Below are 18261 nucleotides of genomic sequence, written 5' to 3'. Positions count from 1 at the left end.
TGAACTGGTCAGCAAGACCAAAAGGTTGCGGAGCAAAAACTCCTATGACTCAGGCTTGGGGGTTCCAAAAAAGACCGCCGTGCAAGCCGTGATGTGGACCTCGATATCCGTGTTGGATCAGACAAGACCGGAACAAGGTTGGTCCCGACGGACGAAACACCTGTTCTGTAGCCAAATTAGCACTGCGCGCTGAGGAGCAGGGCCTCTCGCGCCAAGCGTTGCACCTGCAAGGGCTGACCAACGGTCTCAGCCAGCCAGTGCTGAATCTGAGCAGGGCGCAAGCTTCGGCCCATCTCATCCACCGCCGCTTCCAAGCGAAGCCGAACGGATCCATTGGCGTTCTGATCCGTCACCTGCAGCGCCTTCAACGCGGGGCGGCAATCCCGCTCCCGAGGGCGGCCCTTCTTGTCGGTGTCGTGCCACACCAAGGTTGTGGCCTGCAGGAGCTGATCCACCGCCACATTCCAATCCAATGACATCGGGGCCTGCTCCTGCGGCACGAGATCAAAACACCAAATGGCCCCCGTCAGTTCTTGCGAAAGGCTCTTGCCACTGACGGGAACCTCGGCTGCCGCCAGCAGCTGAATGCCCTCCGGCAGCAACGGCTGAAGCGTCTTGCGGAAGTGGTTGGGATCCAGAGCCTCGGTGAATTCCAGATCCATCCACTCGCTCTGGGCTTCAGCACCGAGGGGAAGTGCCAAAGCGATCTGAATCCGCGGCAGTGGATGAAACCCACCGGTGAAGCTGATCGGAAGCGCACTGCGACGCAAGGCCCGCTCGAGCATGCGCATCAGATCAAGATGGCTGAGCAGCGCCATCGATCCCGTTTTGGCGAATTGCACCCGGATCCGGCACACCCGTTCACTGGGCGGCGCCTGGGTCGGCACCTGGGTTGGCACCTCAGGAGCGGGAACCACCACGTTGTGCCCGAGATCCGGGCCGCAGACCCCACAACTGCTGCAACCATCAAAGGAGCAGTCGGGCACAACCGCCGCTGCCAGAGCCCGTTGCAGATCATCCGCCAGCCAGGCTTTGTCGATGCCGGTGTCGATGTGATCCCAGGGGAGCGGCTGAGCACAGAACGCTTCCAGATCCTCCCGATCCAGCGCAGCCACAGCACTCCAGCCCCCCACCTCCATCTCCCGGTAACGCCCCTCCAGGCCGGCATCCGCGATGGCTCCGGTCCAGGCGGCGTAGGTGCGATCCAGCGACTCGAACCAGGCATCCATGCCGGCACCAGCTCGCCAGGCCGCCTCGATCACCGGGGCAAGGCGCCGATCGCTGCGGCCGACAAAATCCTCCATGGCCGAAAGCCGCACATCGGTGAAATTCACCTTCACGCCGCGCAAACGCCTGAAGGCCTCCTTGAGCAGCACCTGGCGCCGCTCAAACTCAGCCGTGGAGACGCTGTGCCACTGAAAAGGGGTGTGGGGCTTGGGCGTGAAATTGCTGATCGTGATGTTCAGGTTCAGCCGACCCAGGTCACGGCAACGCTGCTGGAGCATCACGCAGGTCTCGGCAATGCCGAGAACATCGGCATCCGTCTCACCGGGGAGGCCGATCATGAAGTACAGCTTCACCTTTCGGTATCCGTTCTGCATGGCCGTGCGGATGCCATGCAGCAGGTCATCATCGGTGAGGCCCTTGTTGACGATGTCGCGGAGTCGCTGTGTCCCGGCCTCCGGGGCGAAGGTGAGACCCGCTTTCCGCGTGCCGCCAAGGATGTGGGCAATGTCTTCATCGAAGCGATCCACCCGCTGGCTGGGCAGTTGAAGCGTGACGTTCTGATCCGCCAGGCGGTTGCGCAACTCCACCCCCACCGCCGGCAGCGCCAGATAGTCGCTGCAGCTCAAGGAGAGCAGCGAGAAATCGCTGTAGCCGGTTTGTTTCATGCCGGTCTCCACTGCCTCGATCACCGCTTCGGGTTCCACATCCCGAGCCGGTCGCGTCAACATTCCGGGCTGGCAGAAGCGACAACCCCGGGTGCAACCGCGGCGAATCTCCACCGTGAGACGGTCATGCACCGTTTCCACATGGGGCACAAGACCCATGGCGTAGTGGGGCATTGGTGTCGCCACACGGCGAAGAACCCGTGCCGGGACATCAGGATGAAGCGGCTCGAGGGTGACCCCATCGGCGCCCGTTCCATAGAGCGCAGGCACGTAAACGCCGGGAACCTGGGCCAGATCCCGCAGCAATTGCGATCGCGTCAATCCATCCGCTTTGGCTTGCGCCACCACCAGACCGATTTCGGGCAACAGCTCCTCACCGTCACCCAGAGCGATGAAGTCGAAAAACGGGGCATAGGGCTCTGGATTGCTGGTGGCGGTGGGCCCACCAGCGAAAATCAGAGGAGGTGCTGCAGGATCACTCAGGGGCAAGTCGCCCCGATCAGCGGCGCGGATGGGCACCTGCGCCAGATCCAGCATCTCAAGGATGTTGGTGGCGCCGAGTTCGTAACTGAGGCTGAAACCCAGGATGTCGAAGGCCGGCAAAGGCCGACGGCTTTCCACGGCAAACAACGCCTGGGTACGTTCCCGCAAGCGGCCTGCCAGATCGGCCGCTGGAAGATAGGCGCGATCACACAACTGCCCGGGGACGGCATTGAGGATCGAATAGAGAATGATGTGGCCCAGGTTGCTGGAGCCAACCTCGTAGATCTCGGGGTAGGTGAGCGCCCAGCGAACCGACGCTGTCTGCCAGTCCCGTGGTTCAACCCCTAACTCGTGCCCCATGTAGCGGGCCGGTTTGTTGATGCCGCTGTCCACCAGGGCATGAAAATCAACCGGGTGATCCAGGGATGAGACGACCACGTCGGATGTCCTGACTCCTGAGGTCATCGTATGGAGCTGCCGACACGGCAGGATGCCCCGCAGAAATAGCTCCCGATTCCGTGGTTCAGGTCAACGGCAACTACCTCAAGCTCAAAGCGGGCTACCTGTTCCCTGAGATCGGTCGACGCGTCAAAGCATTCAGCAGCGCCAATCCCGAGGCAGCGCTGATCCGCCTGGGCATCGGTGATGTCACGGAACCCCTGCCGCTGGCCTGCCGTGAAGCCATGAAAACCGCCATCGATGCGATGGGCACCGCCGAAGGCTTCCATGGCTATGGCCCGGAACAGGGCTATGGCTGGCTGCGGGAGGCCATCGCCAAAAACGACTTCCAAGCCCGAGGCTGCGACATCAGTGCCGAGGAAATTTTTGTTTCCGACGGCTCCAAGTGCGACAGCAGCAACATCCTCGACATCCTCGGCGAGGGCAACAAGGTGGCCGTCACGGACCCCGTCTACCCGGTGTACGTGGACAGCAACGTGATGGCTGGCCGCACCGGGGAAGCCGGAGAGATCGGTCGCTACGCGGGACTGACCTACCTACCGATCAGCGCAGACAACGGCTTTGCAGCGCAGATTCCCAGTGAACCGGTCGACCTGATCTACCTCTGCTTCCCCAACAACCCCACCGGTGCCGTCGCCACCCGGCAACAACTCCAGGCCTGGGTGAACTACGCCCGCGCCAATGGCGCACTGATCCTCTTCGATGCTGCCTATGAGGCCTTCATCCAGGACACTGAACTCCCCCACTCCATCTTCGAGATCGAAGGAGCACGGGACTGTGCCATCGAATTCCGTTCCTTCTCCAAAAACGCTGGCTTCACCGGCACCCGCTGTGCCTTCACCGTGGTGCCCAAAGGGCTGAAAGGCAAAGCGGCCAACGGCGAAGCGGTGGAACTCTGGGGACTGTGGAACCGACGTCAGAGCACCAAGTTCAACGGTGTGAGCTACATCATTCAGCGCGGAGCTGAGGCTGTTTACTCCGAAGCCGGTCAGGCCGAAGTGAAGGCCTTGGTGAGCTTCTACATGGAGAACGCCGCGATCATTCGTCGCGAACTCAGTGCTGCAGGCCTCACCGTCTATGGCGGCGAACACGCTCCCTACGTCTGGATCAAGACCCCTGAGGGCATGGATTCCTGGGGCTTCTTCGACCATCTGCTCAACAAAGCCAACGTGGTGGGCACACCCGGCAGCGGTTTCGGCGCCGCTGGCGAGGGGTATTTCCGCTTGTCGGCCTTCAACAGCCGGGCCAATGTGGATGAGGCCATGGCCCGCATCAAAGCCCTGTGAGACGCTCCCCGTTCGCATTGCCTTTAGATTTCAATTGCTTCGGATCAATGGCCATGGCGGTGGACTCTCCCAGCCAAAAACCAGGTGGTGCAGCTGTTCTGGACAAAGCGCCGGAACGGGTTCGCAAGCGCTCGCCTCGCTACAAGGTGCTGCTCCACAACGATCCGGTGAACTCCATGGAATACGTGGTGGCCACCCTGCAGCAGGTTGTGCCTCAACTCAGCGAGCAGGACTGCATGGCCGTGATGCTGGAAGCCCACAACACTGGAGTGGGCTTGGTGATCGTCTGCGACATCGAACCGGCTGAGTTCTATTGCGAGACGCTGAAATCAAAAGGCTTGACCAGCTCCATCGAGCCTGAGAACTAGAGCGATGCAGCAACCGCTGAACAGGTTCCTCCTGCTTCAGCCAGCCTGGCTGCCCACGGTTCTGTTCATCCCTCTGCTCTATGCACTGGGCTGGCTTGCCGCTGTTCCGCTGACGCTGCTTGGCCTTCCAACGGATCAGCTCTCACTAATCGGAACGGTGCTGAGTTTTGTGCTGTTCCTCCTGGTGATGCCCCGATGGGCAGCCTTGCGGTGGTCCGAATCACGGCCTTGGGCGGCCCTGGGCATCCGCGAAGCCAAACCACAGAAACAACCCGCGCCAGCAGCTGCTCTTCTCAAGGGTCTGCTCATTGCCGCAGGGCTGCTGATGGTGATCACGAGTGTTGTTCTGATCGATGGATCGGGAAATTGGCGGGGCGAAGTGGATGCAACTCAGCTGACGAATGCCGTGTTGCTCTGCCTCGGCGTTGGCTTCGCTGAAGAATTGATTTTCCGAAGCTGGCTCTGGACGGAACTGCAAGAAATGATTGGCTCGCGTCGTGCAGCTTGGGCTCAAGCAGGCATCTTCAGCCTTGTGCACACACGCTTCAACCTGGGGCTGGTGGCCATGGGTGGCCTGCTGATCGGCCTTTTTCTTCTGGGAATGGTGCTGGCCAGACAGCGTCAATCGGACCGGGGGTCACTTTGGGGTTGCGTCGGTCTGCATGGCGGGCTTGTGGCTGGATGGTTTCTGCTTCAGAACGGCTTGCTTCAGCTATCGCCCAATGCCCCCCCGTGGTTAGTGGGACCAGGAGGCCATTCCCCGAATCCTCTGGGCGGACTCATCGGAATCCTCAGTTTGCTGATCCTTCTGCTAATTCAGCGCACAGCCGTTGCCAACGCCTTGCGGCCCTCCAGCGGAGCACGAAGAGCGTCCTGAAGCGAAGCCACTCCGTAATCCCTTTCGAGGAGTGACATCACCGTGCGACCGAAATCCGCAGGATTGCGATCAAAGGCCTCAAGACACACCCGGCCAAAGGTGCTCCCCATCGGCTCGGGGTTCCAGAGCAGCTTGCGTGCCGTCCACGGCATCATGCTCATCGGGTTGTAACCCGGTTTGATCAGACCCTGATCAAACCCGTACTGCTCAAGGTGGGTGTGGGGCTGCAAACCGATGAAAAAGATCGCTGGCTCCACCAAATCAGCGCCAAAAATGGCCTCCAGCTCTCGGTGATAAGCCACGGTCTGGCGGATCGTTTCCGGTCGTTCATCGATCACGTTGAAGGAGTAGTTCACCGACACGTGATCCCGGAAGCCCGCATTCGCCAGCATCCGGCAACTCTCCAGAACGGTGCGGAGGTTGTAGCCCATGCGCATCTTGCGGACCAGCTCCTGTGAGCCGGATGTAATGCCGATCTCGAAATAGCTCATGCCCGTCTCCACCATGAGCTGAGCCAATTCGGGGTCCAAATTGTCGGCGCGGATGTAGGCGGCCCAACGAATGCCGGTCAGCCCTTCGGCTTTGATCGCCCGCAGCAGTTCCTTGGCGTCTTCGATGTAGCGCCGCGCGGGTATGAACTGAGCATCGGTGAACCAGAAACCACGAACCCCGCGGTCGTACAGCTGGCGCATCTCTTTCACCACCTCATCCACGGGGTTGAGGCGCACCTGCTTGCCTTCCACCACCGTGTAAACGCAATAACAACAGTTGTGGGGGCAGCCGCGCTTGGTCTGAACTCCAACGTAAAAGTCACCGCCTTCGAGGTACCAGTCGAGCTGGGGCCAGATCGAAGCGATGTAGTCGTAATTGCAGGCGGTTTTGGGCCGACTTTCCGGCTGCTCATGGATCAGGCCTGAACGCGGCTTCTCGCCAACCACGAAGCATCGTTCGCCCTCGAGGGAGTGGCCCTGAATCAACTTCTCGAGCAGCGGCTCCCCCTCACCGATGGAAACCACCGTTCCTTTGGGGAGCGATTTGCCGAGTTGCTCGTAAAACACACTGACAGCTCCCCCGCCAAGCACTGCTCTGGCCGTCGGCTGGTGGCGGCGTGCACGTTTCAAGCCTTGACGCACCAGACGCTGGTTCCTGCGCAGCTCGCCGTAGTGACTGCTCATTAACTGAAGCCCACCCAAGGCTCCATGCAGACGCTTCAGAGGGTTACGGGCGTAGAAGACCTCGAACGAATTCTGAAGAGGGTTGCCCCCCCGCCCATCGACCGGCGCATAGATCTGGATGTCTCTCCACGAGAACACCAGAAGCGTCGGCTGGAACTGGTCAACGGTGGCGTCCAGCACGCGATGGACATCCAGCACCGGCAGAGCAGCGAGATCCAGGATGCGCTGAGACATCTCCGGGAAGCATTTGTGCAGATGGTCGGCGAGGTAGATCGGCCCGATCGGGAAGATCGGATTGCAGGGCAGCCGCACCAGCAACACCCGTTCTTGTTGTGGTGCCACGTCAGCTGCCATGAGGCTTTCGGGACGCTAACAAGCGCTGCCGCCAAAGGGGCGGAGAGCCTCTTCACAACAACTTCATCAAGCCAGCAACACACAGCGCAAACTTCCTTTACACTCCCGATCAGGCAGGGCTCTCCTGCCCTTCCTTAAACCGTTCCTTCGGGAACATTTCTTTCCGTTCTCATGACCACCACCCTCCAGCAGCGCTCCGGCGCTTCCAGCTGGCAGGCCTTCTGTGAGTGGGTCACCTCCACCAACAACCGTCTGTATGTCGGTTGGTTCGGTGTGCTGATGATCCCCACACTGTTGGCTGCCACCATCTGCTTCGTCATCGCTTTCGTCGCCGCTCCTCCGGTCGACATCGATGGCATCCGTGAGCCCGTCGCTGGCTCCCTGATCTACGGCAACAACATCATCTCCGGTGCTGTTGTTCCTTCCAGCAACGCCATCGGCCTGCACTTCTATCCCATCTGGGAAGCTGCTTCCCTCGATGAGTGGCTGTACAACGGCGGCCCCTTCCAGCTGGTTGTTTTCCACTTCCTCATCGGCATCTACGCCTACATGGGTCGTGAGTGGGAACTCTCCTACCGCCTGGGCATGCGCCCCTGGATCTGCGTTGCCTACAGCGCACCTGTCGCTGCAGCCTCCGCTGTCTTCCTGGTTTACCCCTTCGGTCAGGGTTCCTTCTCTGACGCAATGCCCCTGGGCATCTCTGGCACCTTCAACTACATGCTGGTGTTCCAGGCCGAGCACAACATCCTGATGCACCCCTTCCACATGCTGGGCGTCGCAGGTGTTTTCGGCGGCAGCCTGTTCTCCGCCATGCACGGCTCCCTGGTGACCTCCTCCCTGGTGCGTGAAACCACCGAGAGCGAGTCCCAGAACTACGGCTACAAGTTCGGCCAAGAGGAAGAGACCTACAACATCGTGGCTGCCCACGGTTACTTCGGTCGCCTGATCTTCCAATACGCCTCCTTCAACAACAGCCGTAGCCTTCACTTCTTCCTGGCTGCCTGGCCTGTTGTCGGCATCTGGTTCACTGCCCTCGGCGTGTCAACCATGGCCTTCAACCTGAACGGCTTCAACTTCAACCAGTCCATCCTTGATGGTCAGGGCCGCGTCCTGAACACCTGGGCTGATGTGCTGAACCGTGCCGGCCTCGGCATGGAAGTGATGCACGAGCGCAACGCTCACAACTTCCCCCTCGACCTGGCTGCTGCTGAGTCCACTCCTGTGGCTCTGCAGGCTCCTGCCATCGGTTGATCTGGAATCAACAAACGATTCAGATCAACTGAATCGGAAAGCCCCCTCCTAGGAGGGGGCTTTTTGTTGTGCATGCAATTTGTTGGGTCCGATCAACCCTCAAGTGCGAGGAGCCATCTGAGATCCTCTCTGCACAACTCGGTGCGATGCAGAGGTTGCCAACCCCTCAGGGTGGACTCAGCAATGTGGAAGCAAGACAACCTCGACATGGCAAGAACCAACCGCTTTTGCTAGTGAGCATTGACTGAGCAGTCCTATGGATGGGCTGGGACTAGCAGCAACTGAAAAGCATGAGACAACGCGCCGGACTGCAATGAATCAGACGCAAACCCTGATCCAGCACCTCGGCTTAAAGCCCCATCCAGAGGGGGGCTGGTACCGAGAGCTGCATCGCAGTCCAGACCAAGTTCAACGACAGGACGGTGCCGAGCGATCTGCCTTGACGGCCATTCTGTTTTTGCTGCCCGCCGGTGCCGTCAGTTGCTGGCATCGGGTGATCGGTGGAGACGAAGTCTGGACGCACATTGACGGGGCCCCGCTGGAGCTCTTTCAATGCCAGGGCGATGGCACAGGGCTGAGACGTGATGCTTTGCATGCGTCCAACCCCATCCAGGTGGTTCCCACCAACACCTGGCAGGCGGCGCGGAGTCTTGGTGACTACTCATTGATGAGCTGTTGTGTCGGGCCGGGATTTGAGTTCTGTGATTTCGAGATGGCCCGGCAGCATCCCGCGACAGAACGTCCGAAATTGCCCCATCCGGAGCTGATCTGAACCGATGGCTTCGTAGCCTCACCACATCGATCAATGGCCATGGGCAGCAGCTTCGGCGACCTCTTCCGGATCAGCACCTTCGGTGAATCCCACGGGGGAGGGGTGGGTGTCATCGTTGAGGGCTGTCCGCCACGGCTCAATCTCAACGTTGAGTCGATTCAGGCCGAACTGGACCGACGCAAGCCAGGCCAAAGCCACATCACCACACCGCGCAAGGAAGCGGACCAGGTGGAAATTCTCAGTGGCCTGCTGGATGGCGAAACCACACTTGGCACCCCGATTGCCATGGTCGTGCGGAACAAGGACCAACGGCCCGGGGATTACAAGGACATGGCGGTCGCCTTTCGGCCCTCCCATGCCGATGCCACCTACCAGGCGAAGTATGGAATCCAGGCCCGCAGCGGTGGTGGACGTGCATCAGCGCGGGAAACCATCGGCCGTGTCGCTGCAGGCGCGATCGCCAAACAACTTCTGAAACAAGCAGCAGGCACTGAAATCCTGGCCTGGGTGAAGCGGATCCACACCATCGAAGCCTCCGGCATCGACCCACAGCAGGTTCAGCTGAGTGATGTGGAGGCCAACATCGTTCGGTGTCCCGAGCCAGCGATCGCCGAGCGGATGATTGAGCGCATCGAAGCCATTGGCCGCGAGGGTGATTCCTGCGGCGGGGTGATCGAATGCGTGGTGCGCCATCCCGCCATTGGTCTGGGCATGCCGGTGTTCGACAAACTCGAAGCCGACCTCGCCAAAGCTGTGATGTCGTTGCCGGCCACCAAGGGATTTGAAATTGGGTCTGGTTTCGATGGAACGCTGTTGAAAGGCAGCGAGCACAACGACGCCTTTGTGCCGACCGACGATGGACGGCTGAAGACCGCCACCAACAACTCAGGGGGCATCCAAGGAGGGATCAGCAATGGTGAGCCGATTGTGATCCGAGTGGCCTTCAAGCCAACAGCCACGATCCGCAAAGAGCAGCAGACCATCGATTCCGATGGCAAGGCCACCACACTCGCTGGGAAAGGACGGCACGACCCCTGCGTTCTGCCGCGGGCCGTACCGATGGTGGAAGCAATGGTGGCACTCGTTCTGGCTGATCACCTGCTGAGGCAGCAGGGGCAATGCAGCCTTTGGTAAGCACCACCCTTCAATCAGTTCAGACGGAACCCACCGCTGAGCTGGAGCTCACCGCCGCTGCGGCCGTTTTCGTCTTTGCCGCGCTGCGGGTCCGGGTGCGACGGGCGGGCTTTTTGCTGGCCTGAGCCTTGGCTGAGGCTGGCTTCTTGGCAGCCAACGTTTTCTTCACCGTCCGGCGTGCACGACCGGTGGTCCCACGGCTGCGATGACTCAACACCAGGGCCCACTCCTCATCACTGAGGGTGGATGGCTTGCTGCCATGGGCGTAGGAGAGCTTGGCCGCCTTTTCAATGTCCTTGATCAGGTTCGTCCAGGACGTGGCAAAACGCTTGTCAGACTGCGATTTCGCACCACTCTCCACCAGGGTCTCCACTACTCCAGCAGCCGAAACCTTCTTGCGCCGACGATTGAAAATCTCCTTCTGAAGCTGAGCGATCAGGGCATCGGCCTTGTCGCTGAGCTTGATCGTGAGCTGCGACATGACGCAGTTGGATAGCTATCTCATCTGTAGCATTTTGGACGCATGTCGACCAGCCGTTGGCGTCAACGCTGGCTTGTCGATTGACGCAACCAATCGAGAAGTGCCTGGAAGGCAGGAGGCGATCCCACCACCCTGCGGCCCAGAGCCACGGCGCCATGCCCAGCCTCCAGCCATACGGGGAGGTCGCTTACATCGAGACCACCAGCGGCAATCACAAAGGGCAGGAGACCAAGGGGCGCCTGCAAGCGGCTCCAGTAACAAGGCCCCAGATTGGCAGCGGGAAACAGCTTGACGACACGACAGCCGAACCGCATGGCCTGATGAACCTCGGTGGGACTGAAAACCCCAGGCACCAGCAAGACACCAAGTTCTCTGGCCTGCTCCACGAGCTCCGGGCACCAGCACGGTGCCATGGCGTAGCTCAGATCCAGCCGCGATAGATCGTTGATCGCCTTGGGGGCCGTTACCGAGGCCGCCCCCAGATTCAGTCCAGGGCAATGGTCCTGCACCCGTTGCATGAAGCCCATCCAACCTGGCTGGTCAAGCCAGGCCACTTCGAGATGTCGAAGTCCTGCGGCGTGAAGCTGCTTCACCAGGTCCAACAAACCAGAGCCTGAACCTGAAGCCACGAGGTCGTCGGGCTCTGGCCGAATCACCAACAAAAGAGGCTGACGCTGCAGGGATGCCACCAAGAGCTCCTGCCGCACCAGCCAAGGGTTGGAAGACGAATCGAAATCAGACGTATTCGGCGACCCGGACGTCACGTTTAATCAGCAGCTCCTGAAGCTCTTCAGCATCAACAGTCTCCTGCTCAACGAGCATCTCAGCCAATTCATCCAGAACGGCTCGATTGTCGACGAGCACCTTGGTGGCGCGCTTGTAGGCCACGTCGACCAGCTCGGAGACCTCTTTGTCGATCATGGCGGCGGTTTCCTCAGAGAAGTCACGCTCCGCAGCGATGTCGCGGCCAAGGAACATGCCACCCTGCGCGCGCGCCAAGGCGACTGGACCGAGCTCGTCGCTCATGCCGAAGCGGGTGATCATCTGACGCGCAGTTGAAGCAACCTGCTGGAGGTCGTTGGATGCACCAGTGGTGACCTCATCTTCGCCGTAGACAATCTCTTCAGCCACACGGCCGCCAAGGGCAACTGCCATCTGGTTCTGGAGGTAAGCCCGGGAGTACAAACCCGATTCCATCCGCTCTTCACTGGGGGTGAAGAAGGTCAGACCGCCAGCATTACCGCGGGGAATGATCGAGATCTTCTGAACCGGGTCATAGTCCGGCATCAGAGCGCCCACAAGGGCATGACCAGCCTCGTGATAGGCCACCAGGCGAGCGCGGCGCTCGCTCATCACACGGTCCTTCTTCTCCGGACCCGCCATCACCCGTTCAATGGCATCGCTGATCTCGTCGTTGCTCACTTCGGTGAGCTCGCGACGGGCCGCAAGGATGGCGGCTTCGTTGAGAAGGTTGGCGAGATCGGCACCGGTGTAACCAGGTGTCCGGCGTGCAACCTTGTCGAGATCGACGTCCTTGGCGAGGGTCTTGCCGCGAGCGTGAACGCCAAGAATTTGTAGACGTCCGGAATAGTCAGGCCGGTCAACGGTGACCTGACGATCGAAACGTCCGGGGCGCATCAGAGCGGCATCGAGCACGTCCGGGCGGTTGGTGGCCGCCACGATGATGATCCCGGTGTTGCCCTCAAAACCATCCATCTCCGTCAGGAGCTGGTTCAGCGTTTGCTCACGCTCGTCGTTACCACCGCCGAGGCCTGCACCCCGCTGACGGCCAACGGCATCGATCTCGTCGATGAAGACGATGCAGGGAGCATTTTTCTTGGCTTGCTCGAAGAGGTCGCGAACGCGGCTGGCACCAACACCAACAAACATCTCAACGAACTCAGAACCGGAGATCGAGAAGAAGGGAACACCTGCTTCACCAGCCACAGCCTTGGCGAGAAGGGTCTTACCGGTGCCAGGAGGCCCCACAAGCAGAACACCCTTGGGGATCTTGGCGCCGACGGCCGTGAAGCGATCGGGGTTCTTGAGGAAGTCGACCACCTCGGTCAGCTCAAGCTTCGCCCCTTCAATGCCGGCCACATCGGTGAAGGTCACCTGGGTGGAGGGCTCCATCTGAACCCGCGCTTTGCTCTTGCCGAACTGCATGGCTGGGTTGCCGCCACCTCCACCCTGGGCGCGCCGGAAGAGGAAGAACAGACCACCAAGCAGCAGCAGAGGGAAAATCAGACTTCCAGCAGCCTGCTGCCAGCCAGGGGTCTGACGGGAGGGCTGCACGGCGATATCAACGCTGTGTTCGGTCAGCAAACCGAGCAGCTCACGATCGGGGGCCAGGTTGACCTGGGCACGACGGCCGTCGTTTTCAACCACCTGGGCGGTGCCTTGATCAGGAGAAATCAGCACACGGCTGATTTGGTCATCCTTCACCGCCTCAACGAACTCGCTGTAGCGGATGGTGTTCACCTGGGGCTGGCTGCCACCGCCGCCACCAAAGAACGCTGGTGCAATCACAACGATCGCCAGAACCAGAAGGGCCCCGAGACCGATATTTCGCCAACGCTTGTTCACAGGTCGCCTCGTAGATAAAGGAATGTTAAACGGGTTCTCAGTCTTCAGGCGGCGCGGAGCACCTCAACCACGCTCTTGAAGGCGAACCACTCGGGAATCTCCTCACCACCGCGCAGCATTTTGCGGAACTGGGTGCCGCTCAGCTTCTTCACGTGCAGGCCACGGGCTTCGGCATGCTCCGCCGTCACATAGCCCTCTTCCTGGGTGTAGACGAGGTTCAAGGAGGGAACGGTTTCCATCGTGAGCTCGGGGGCACACTCCTTCGCGAAGTTCTGAGCGTCGTAAGGGCCGTAGAAGTCGTCACCGGTGAGAGACGATTTACAGCCGGCCATATCGCGGCCAATGATGAAGTGGGTGCATCCGTAGTTGCGGCGGATGATCATGTGCTGCAGCGCTTCGCGCGGGCCGGCCATGTGCATGGCGTAGGGCAGGTAGGCCCAGCGAATGCTGTCGTTGTTCACTTCGGCCGCCAGACGCTCATAGGTCTGGAAACGAACGGCACCAGGGATGTCGTCCTGCTGAGTGGGACCGCAGGTGGGATGAACGAGCACCACAGCGTTGTCACTCACATTCTGTGCATGCAAAGCACGGGTGAACAGTTCGTAGTGCGCGCGGTGAATGGGGTTACGGCACTGGAACGCAACCACGTCCTCGCCCTCGGGCAGGCCTGCACGCACCTCAGCAGGGGTCTTGCAGGGGAACACCCGCTCGGGCAAAGCAAGACCCTGGAGGCTTCCACCCAGATAGAAGCGCTTGCGTTCCATCGTGATCATCCGAACCGCAGGGTGCTCGATGGAGGTGGTGCCGTAGCAGCCCTTGGCTTCAGCCACTTTGTTGGGTTCCCACTTGTCCTCCACCTCGAGGACGGCCAGGTCCTGACCCTTGTAGGTGAGCAGCAGCTTGTCGCCCACCACCACGTCATCGCGGTCGGTGTCCATCACGATCGGCAGACCGAACAGCTGGCCAGCAGCCAGACGATGCCCACTGACCACGGCGTCGTAGTCCTCCTGGTGCATGAAGCCACGCAGGGGAGAGAAGCCACCCACACACAGCAGCTCCACATCACAGGCGTTGCGATCGGAACACTCGATCGTTTTAATCGCCGTGGCTTTCACAGCGGCACGATCCGCCTCGGCCACCATCAGATCAACCAGCGTTCCGCCATAGGGAGCAATCACACCGGATCGCTGGGCAGGAGCTGAAGCACTGGCGGTCATGGCTGCATGGAAAGATCGGGCGATTCTCCCAGATCGCCGGAGAACTGCAATGGGCCACAAAAAAGGGGGCCTAAGCCCCCTTGCAACCAGTTGTGGTGACCTCGATCAAGCCTCTTCAAGACGGCCGTAGAGATCGCCAGTGATCTTGATGTCGACCACTTCACGACCACCCATGTCGGAGTCGGAGGGCTGGATGGCGCTGAACACACCAGCGAATTCTCCGGTTTCAGGATCAACCTTGGTGATGGAGAGGCTCATGGTGCCCACACCATCGATGTAGCGCTTGTTGTTGTCCTTCTCGAGCTGCTCGTCATCACCACCAAGTGCCACAAGACCCTGGGCGTACTGAACACCAGTGGTCAGAGCCCGACCCTTGGGATCGATGAAGTTGCTCGTGCGGTAGCTGGGGGTGCGGTAGGTGCCCTCAAAGTCGGTGCTGGTGGTCAGAGCCGAACCCTCAGCAGTGGCATTGAGGGACTTGCTGGAGAAGGTGAAGGGGAACTCTTCGCCACCGGGCACCAGAACGGTGATCGGCTGGAAGTCGATGCCACCTTTCTCCTGGAATTGCAGGCCTGATTCCGTCACCTTCAGATCGCCAAAAACGGAGTCGAGGCTGGAGGTGTAACGGGTAAGGATCTTGCCCTCAACAAACTCGGCTTGCTGACGAATGTTCTTGGGCTCCTCCTTGGCATAGACCTGCACGGGGTGCATGCAGATCTCACGCAGCTCGTAGCTGCCACCGGCCGTCAGAGGAATCGAGCCCCGGGCTGAATCCCCGATCGTGGGGCAATCGTTGGCTTTGCCGGTGTTGTGGATGTCGTCGTAGGTGACGTTGGATCCACCACGCTGAACTGCATCACTGTCGCCACTGCAGGCCGTGGTGAAGAACGCGAGGCAGAGCGCCAGCACGACGGCCAGCAGAGGACGAATGCGCATGGAAGGAGCCGATCGGCTGAACGCTAATGGGGACGGAATGCCGTCAGACCTGGATCTTACAGGGCGAAAAATGACGTCAGGGCTAGCCTTTTGCAGCTCTCAACAACTTGTCGAAAGCGCGTGACATCCAACGATCCCGATTCGACCCAAGGACGGATGGCTCCGGCACTGGCCGCCCTGGGCGAGCTGGCAGAGGAGTTGAGGGGAAATCCCGAAGCACTGCTCACCCTGCTGCGTGAGCTGGAGGCCCTGCATCGCGACGTTCAGGACGGTCCGTTTCGTCAAAGCCTTCCAGAAAACCGCCAGAAATTGTTCACACTTCTGCAGGGAATGGAGAAAAACGGAGGCTGGCCCTACATCCCTCGTCTTCAGCTGCGCACCTTCATCGATCTGCTCGGTCAGGACTCCATCGACGCCGCGGCCTGATCCCGAGCCTCAACCAGAGCATCTAGCAATTGATGGGCCAGAGAGAGCTTTGCCGTCACAGGCAGCTCTCGTCTCCAGCCATCTCCAAGCAACCAGCCTCCATTGGGTTGGTCCCCGAAACCCTGACCATCGCGGTCCACGGGATTCACCATCATCAGATCGCAGCCTTTCACCAGCCTCTTGCTTTCAGCCCGCTCCAGCAAATGGGCATCGCTGCCTGTGAGCGCTGAGAAGCCGAGAACCAACTGTCCGGGACGGCGTTGGCGGGTCAGATTCGACAGCAAATCAGGCACTTCGGCCCAACCGGAAACAAGTGCCTGCTGAAGATCCTGCTTGGCCAGTTTGCTTGAGGGAGTGGCATCGCGCCGCAGGTCAGCGACGGCAGCAGCCATGACGAGCACATCGGATCCGGGCTGAGCCAACTGCAGAGCTGAACCAAGTTCGGCGGCACTCTCCACCGCAGTGCACTCCAGGCCTTCAAGCCAGGCGTCGGGGAGATCCAATGGACCATGCACCAGATGAACGGTGGCACCCCGGAAGCGTGCCGCCTGCGCCAGCAACACACCCATGCGGCCGCTGCTGCGGTTGCTCAGGAAACGGGCCGGATCAATCGACTCTTGCGTCGGTCCAGCCGAAACAAGAACGGTCATCCCCGAGCAATCAAGGGTCACGTCAGGAATTCCCGAACCGCGGCTGAACACAGACGCAGCCGCCAACTCAATCAACAGCGGATCGGCCATGCGCCCATCGCCGACGCGATCACAGGCCAAGAGACCGGACGCCGGCACGAGGGGGATCACCCCAGGGAAGGATTGAACCTGCTGCCAGTTGCGTTGCACCGCAGGGTGACGCCACATGGCCGTGTTCATCGCCGGAGCCGCGATAACAGGAGCTTCCATGGCCAGCAGAACACTGGCGAGCAGACCGTCGGCTGAACCCTGGCTCCAGCGGGACAGGCTGCTGGCACTCAGGGGCGCAACGATGGCCAACTCCGCCCACTCCGCCAACTCGATGTGCAACGGCCTGGATGAGGCGGAGTCCCACTGGTCGGCCTCGAGGTAGCAGCGATGGCGACTGAGGCTGGCGAGCGCCACGGGACTCACCAAGGCAGCACCACTGGTGGTCACAAGACAGCGCACCTCAGCGCCGGCCTTAATCAGCGCGCTGACGAGCAAGGGCGTCTTAACGGCAGCAATGCTGCCGCTGACGGCCACCAGCACACGCCGCCCGAACAGTGGCGACGACAGTGGCGACGCCTGCTCAGTCTTCATCAAAAGGCTCTTGGTCCACCAAATGGTGGTATGGAAGGATCAGCTCGGGCCGGTGAATGGCCAGCGCCCGAAGCAGGTGCCAATCCGAAAGGCTGTCGAAAGGAGAGGGGTAATCATCCTCTTCAAGCCGGCGGGCGAGTTCGGCCGTCGAGGCCTCGTCAAAAGCTTCGAGCCGTTCCTGCGTAAGCATCGAGCCGTCCTCAGACCCCATTCATGGCAGTTTGACGCAGGCCGTGCCGGCTAGCGTTGGCTGACCGGGGAATTAGCTCAGTTGGTAGAGCGCTGCGATCGCACCGCAGAGGTCAGGGGTTCGAATCCCCTATTCTCCACTGCGCTTTTGCAGCGTCGCCTGCTTCTTATCGGCCTGTTTGTCCTGGTGGTGTTCAGCACCGTGGCACGACCTTCAGCCCTGCTCACCTTCACACTCCTGGCTGCAGCCGGTGCGATAAGTCGCGCCCCATCGCGCCGCACCTGACCCCCCATGAGGTAAAAGGGGTGTTGAACTCCCCCGTAGCCGATGTCGCAATCGAAGCGCGAGCAGGTCGTGAGCCACCTGCGCTACATCCGCCAAGAGCTGCGCGAGATGCACCAAGGAGTCATGGAAGACGGCCTTCTTCCCGAAGCGGGCGAAGTTCGGGGTGTGATGGCACAAATGGAAGCTCTGCTGGAGCTTCTCGAAGGCAAAGCGTCCAGAAAAGCGAAGGCTGAGTCCAAATAACTTTCAGCGCAAGCCGTTGTCAAAGCCCTCAGCTCTGGCTTTGCTGCGCCAATCCCCATCACCTGGCCCGGGCTTGCCCCGGGTTTTTTTATTGAAATCTCCTATCCGTAGTGTCTGATGCCTGCAGGTTGCCTACGGGTGGTGTAAACAGGGGCTGGCAGGGGCATGGCCGGGTGATGGGGATCACTGGTTTCGACCCTGCCTCTTCCCTTGAAACCAGTGCCGTGCGACGGCTTCAATCCACCCGGCTGCAAACCAACGTTGGAGCAGCATTTCAAAGGCTGGATCAATGGGCGCGCAATCCTTGGCGGCGGTTTTCCTTGCTGGCCCTTGCCGGACTCATCGGCTTTTTGATCGGTAGCGCCATCACATCAGTGGCAGGCGTTCTCGGGCAGATGGACCCCGTGGCTGCGCTTGTGGTGGTTCTTGGCACTGAACTCACGATCCGGCGCCAACGCAGCTCCGAACCATCACTGAAGCTGCCCCAACAGCTCCTGGACCTTGGTCGTATTGGCTTTCTCTACGGCCTCTTTCTCGAAGGGTTCAAGCTGATCTGAAGCAGAACCGTTCAAAAC

Annotated in this window: 19 protein-coding genes and 1 tRNA gene; 11 read left to right on the top strand and 9 right to left on the bottom strand. The window is 60.4% G+C overall.

Annotation, left to right across the window (positions count from 1 at the left end; genetic code table 11):
• Nucleotides 1-176: 176 nt before the first annotated feature.
• Nucleotides 177-2840 (bottom strand): TIGR03960 family B12-binding radical SAM protein, encoded by a 2664-nt coding sequence (locus SynTAK9802_RS01490; protein ID WP_186496967.1) that lies wholly within the window; start codon nucleotides 2838-2840, stop codon nucleotides 177-179.
• Between the two features lie 53 nt (nucleotides 2841-2893).
• Between SynTAK9802_RS01490 and SynTAK9802_RS01485 the strand changes: the two genes are divergently transcribed.
• Genes SynTAK9802_RS01485 through SynTAK9802_RS01475 form a run of 3 tightly spaced genes read left to right on the top strand, consistent with a single transcriptional unit; the run spans nucleotide 2894 to nucleotide 5365 of the window.
• A complete protein-coding gene (locus SynTAK9802_RS01485) occupies nucleotides 2894-4120 on the top strand; it encodes an LL-diaminopimelate aminotransferase (RefSeq protein ID WP_186496965.1) in 1227 nt (408 codons plus the stop codon).
• Between the two features lie 47 nt (nucleotides 4121-4167).
• The gene (gene clpS, locus SynTAK9802_RS01480) at nucleotides 4168-4488 is read left to right on the top strand and encodes an ATP-dependent Clp protease adapter ClpS (RefSeq protein WP_115161566.1); all 321 of its coding nucleotides are present in this window, start codon (nucleotides 4168-4170) and stop codon (nucleotides 4486-4488) included.
• Between the two features lie 4 nt (nucleotides 4489-4492).
• Entirely contained in the window at nucleotides 4493-5365 is an 873-nt protein-coding gene (locus tag SynTAK9802_RS01475; protein ID WP_186496963.1) for a CPBP family intramembrane glutamic endopeptidase, read from the top strand.
• On the opposite strand, the gene SynTAK9802_RS01470 is transcribed toward SynTAK9802_RS01475, so the two are convergent.
• Nucleotides 5305-6894: a photosystem II high light acclimation radical SAM protein gene (locus SynTAK9802_RS01470; protein WP_186496961.1), complete on the bottom strand. Its 1590-nt coding sequence runs from the start codon at nucleotides 6892-6894 to the stop codon at nucleotides 5305-5307. The genes SynTAK9802_RS01475 and SynTAK9802_RS01470 overlap by 61 nt on opposite strands.
• A gap of 171 nt (nucleotides 6895-7065) precedes the next feature.
• On the opposite strand from SynTAK9802_RS01470, the gene psbA reads away from it, so the two are divergent.
• From psbA to aroC, 3 genes are all read left to right on the top strand, one after another.
• Entirely contained in the window at nucleotides 7066-8145 is a 1080-nt protein-coding gene (psbA, locus tag SynTAK9802_RS01465) for a photosystem II q(b) protein (RefSeq protein WP_006850357.1), read from the top strand.
• 313 nt (nucleotides 8146-8458) lie between these two features.
• Nucleotides 8459-8917: a cupin domain-containing protein gene (locus tag SynTAK9802_RS01460; RefSeq protein WP_186496960.1), complete on the top strand. Its 459-nt coding sequence runs from the start codon at nucleotides 8459-8461 to the stop codon at nucleotides 8915-8917.
• Nucleotides 8918-8956: 39 nt separating this feature from the next.
• The gene (aroC, locus tag SynTAK9802_RS01455; RefSeq protein ID WP_186496959.1) at nucleotides 8957-10051 is read left to right on the top strand and encodes a chorismate synthase; all 1095 of its coding nucleotides are present in this window, start codon (nucleotides 8957-8959) and stop codon (nucleotides 10049-10051) included.
• 19 nt (nucleotides 10052-10070) lie between these two features.
• Here aroC and SynTAK9802_RS01450 read toward each other — a convergent pair whose 3' ends face one another.
• The 5 genes from SynTAK9802_RS01450 to SynTAK9802_RS01430 form a co-directional block, all read right to left on the bottom strand.
• Nucleotides 10071-10532, bottom strand: a complete 462-nt coding sequence (locus tag SynTAK9802_RS01450) for a hypothetical protein (protein ID WP_186496958.1) — start codon at nucleotides 10530-10532, stop codon at nucleotides 10071-10073.
• Between the two features lie 62 nt (nucleotides 10533-10594).
• Complete coding sequence (locus SynTAK9802_RS01445) at nucleotides 10595-11239, bottom strand: bifunctional 4-hydroxy-2-oxoglutarate aldolase/2-dehydro-3-deoxy-phosphogluconate aldolase (protein ID WP_255487802.1); 645 nt, start codon at nucleotides 11237-11239, stop codon at nucleotides 10595-10597.
• 28 nt (nucleotides 11240-11267) lie between these two features.
• The gene (gene ftsH, locus SynTAK9802_RS01440) at nucleotides 11268-13118 is read right to left on the bottom strand and encodes an ATP-dependent zinc metalloprotease FtsH (RefSeq protein WP_186496956.1); all 1851 of its coding nucleotides are present in this window, start codon (nucleotides 13116-13118) and stop codon (nucleotides 11268-11270) included.
• A gap of 44 nt (nucleotides 13119-13162) precedes the next feature.
• Nucleotides 13163-14335, bottom strand: a complete 1173-nt coding sequence (gene sat / locus SynTAK9802_RS01435; protein ID WP_186496955.1) for a sulfate adenylyltransferase — start codon at nucleotides 14333-14335, stop codon at nucleotides 13163-13165.
• 105 nt (nucleotides 14336-14440) lie between these two features.
• Nucleotides 14441-15271, bottom strand: a complete 831-nt coding sequence (locus tag SynTAK9802_RS01430; RefSeq protein WP_186496953.1) for a photosystem II manganese-stabilizing polypeptide — start codon at nucleotides 15269-15271, stop codon at nucleotides 14441-14443.
• A gap of 120 nt (nucleotides 15272-15391) precedes the next feature.
• Here SynTAK9802_RS01430 and SynTAK9802_RS01425 point away from each other — a divergent pair, with 120 nt between their 5' ends.
• The gene (locus SynTAK9802_RS01425; RefSeq protein WP_186496951.1) at nucleotides 15392-15697 is read left to right on the top strand and encodes a hypothetical protein; all 306 of its coding nucleotides are present in this window, start codon (nucleotides 15392-15394) and stop codon (nucleotides 15695-15697) included.
• On the opposite strand, the gene coaBC is transcribed toward SynTAK9802_RS01425, so the two are convergent.
• Both coaBC and SynTAK9802_RS01415 read right to left on the bottom strand, forming a co-directional pair.
• Nucleotides 15670-16968, bottom strand: coding sequence for a bifunctional phosphopantothenoylcysteine decarboxylase/phosphopantothenate--cysteine ligase CoaBC (gene coaBC / locus SynTAK9802_RS01420; RefSeq protein ID WP_186496949.1), 1299 nt, complete (start codon nucleotides 16966-16968; stop codon nucleotides 15670-15672). The two genes, SynTAK9802_RS01425 and coaBC, sit on opposite strands and share 28 nt — an antisense overlap.
• Complete coding sequence (locus tag SynTAK9802_RS01415; RefSeq protein WP_114988156.1) at nucleotides 16958-17179, bottom strand: DUF2555 domain-containing protein; 222 nt, start codon at nucleotides 17177-17179, stop codon at nucleotides 16958-16960. Before SynTAK9802_RS01415 ends, coaBC begins: the two co-directional genes overlap by 11 nt.
• A 45-nt stretch (nucleotides 17180-17224) precedes the next feature.
• Between SynTAK9802_RS01415 and SynTAK9802_RS01410 the strand changes: the two genes are divergently transcribed.
• The 4 genes from SynTAK9802_RS01410 to SynTAK9802_RS01395 all read left to right on the top strand — a co-directional run bounded on the left by SynTAK9802_RS01410 (nucleotide 17225) and on the right by SynTAK9802_RS01395 (nucleotide 18243).
• Nucleotides 17225-17297 (top strand) — tRNA-Ala (locus SynTAK9802_RS01410).
• Between the two features lie 8 nt (nucleotides 17298-17305).
• Nucleotides 17306-17443, top strand: a complete 138-nt coding sequence (locus tag SynTAK9802_RS01405) for a hypothetical protein (protein WP_186496947.1) — start codon at nucleotides 17306-17308, stop codon at nucleotides 17441-17443.
• A gap of 42 nt (nucleotides 17444-17485) precedes the next feature.
• Nucleotides 17486-17686 carry a hypothetical protein gene (locus SynTAK9802_RS01400; RefSeq protein WP_011363323.1) on the top strand — a complete coding sequence of 67 codons (201 nt, stop codon included), beginning with the start codon at nucleotides 17486-17488 and terminating at the stop codon, nucleotides 17684-17686.
• A gap of 176 nt (nucleotides 17687-17862) precedes the next feature.
• Nucleotides 17863-18243: a DUF565 domain-containing protein gene (locus SynTAK9802_RS01395; protein ID WP_186496945.1), complete on the top strand. Its 381-nt coding sequence runs from the start codon at nucleotides 17863-17865 to the stop codon at nucleotides 18241-18243.
• The last annotated feature ends 18 nt before the right edge of the window (nucleotides 18244-18261 follow it).

This window comes from Synechococcus sp. TAK9802, from assembly GCF_014279535.1.
In the GTDB taxonomy this organism is placed as follows: Bacteria; Cyanobacteriota; Cyanobacteriia; order PCC-6307; family Cyanobiaceae; genus Parasynechococcus.
The sequence above is the reverse complement of the archived record's forward strand: the minus strand, read 5'-3'. Positions and strand labels throughout refer to the sequence as shown.

Excerpts from the sequence above, each read along its gene's own strand:
- SynTAK9802_RS01490 (WP_186496967.1), bottom strand. The coding sequence starts at position 2,840 with ATGACCTCAGGAGTCAGGACATCCGACGTGGTCGTCTCATCCCTGGAT.
- clpS (WP_115161566.1), top strand. The coding sequence starts at position 4,168 with ATGGCCATGGCGGTGGACTCTCCCAGCCAAAAACCAGGTGGTGCAGCT.
- SynTAK9802_RS01475 (WP_186496963.1), top strand. The coding sequence starts at position 4,493 with ATGCAGCAACCGCTGAACAGGTTCCTCCTGCTTCAGCCAGCCTGGCTG.
- SynTAK9802_RS01470 (WP_186496961.1), bottom strand. The coding sequence starts at position 6,894 with ATGGCAGCTGACGTGGCACCACAACAAGAACGGGTGTTGCTGGTGCGG.
- psbA (WP_006850357.1), top strand. The coding sequence starts at position 7,066 with ATGACCACCACCCTCCAGCAGCGCTCCGGCGCTTCCAGCTGGCAGGCC.
- SynTAK9802_RS01460 (WP_186496960.1), top strand. The coding sequence starts at position 8,459 with ATGAATCAGACGCAAACCCTGATCCAGCACCTCGGCTTAAAGCCCCAT.
- aroC (WP_186496959.1), top strand. The coding sequence starts at position 8,957 with ATGGGCAGCAGCTTCGGCGACCTCTTCCGGATCAGCACCTTCGGTGAA.
- SynTAK9802_RS01450 (WP_186496958.1), bottom strand. The coding sequence starts at position 10,532 with ATGTCGCAGCTCACGATCAAGCTCAGCGACAAGGCCGATGCCCTGATC.
- sat (WP_186496955.1), bottom strand. The coding sequence starts at position 14,335 with ATGACCGCCAGTGCTTCAGCTCCTGCCCAGCGATCCGGTGTGATTGCT.
- SynTAK9802_RS01430 (WP_186496953.1), bottom strand. The coding sequence starts at position 15,271 with ATGCGCATTCGTCCTCTGCTGGCCGTCGTGCTGGCGCTCTGCCTCGCG.
- coaBC (WP_186496949.1), bottom strand. The coding sequence starts at position 16,968 with ATGAAGACTGAGCAGGCGTCGCCACTGTCGTCGCCACTGTTCGGGCGG.
- SynTAK9802_RS01415 (WP_114988156.1), bottom strand. The coding sequence starts at position 17,179 with ATGGGGTCTGAGGACGGCTCGATGCTTACGCAGGAACGGCTCGAAGCT.
- SynTAK9802_RS01400 (WP_011363323.1), top strand. The coding sequence starts at position 17,486 with ATGTCGCAATCGAAGCGCGAGCAGGTCGTGAGCCACCTGCGCTACATC.
- SynTAK9802_RS01395 (WP_186496945.1), top strand. The coding sequence starts at position 17,863 with ATGGGGATCACTGGTTTCGACCCTGCCTCTTCCCTTGAAACCAGTGCC.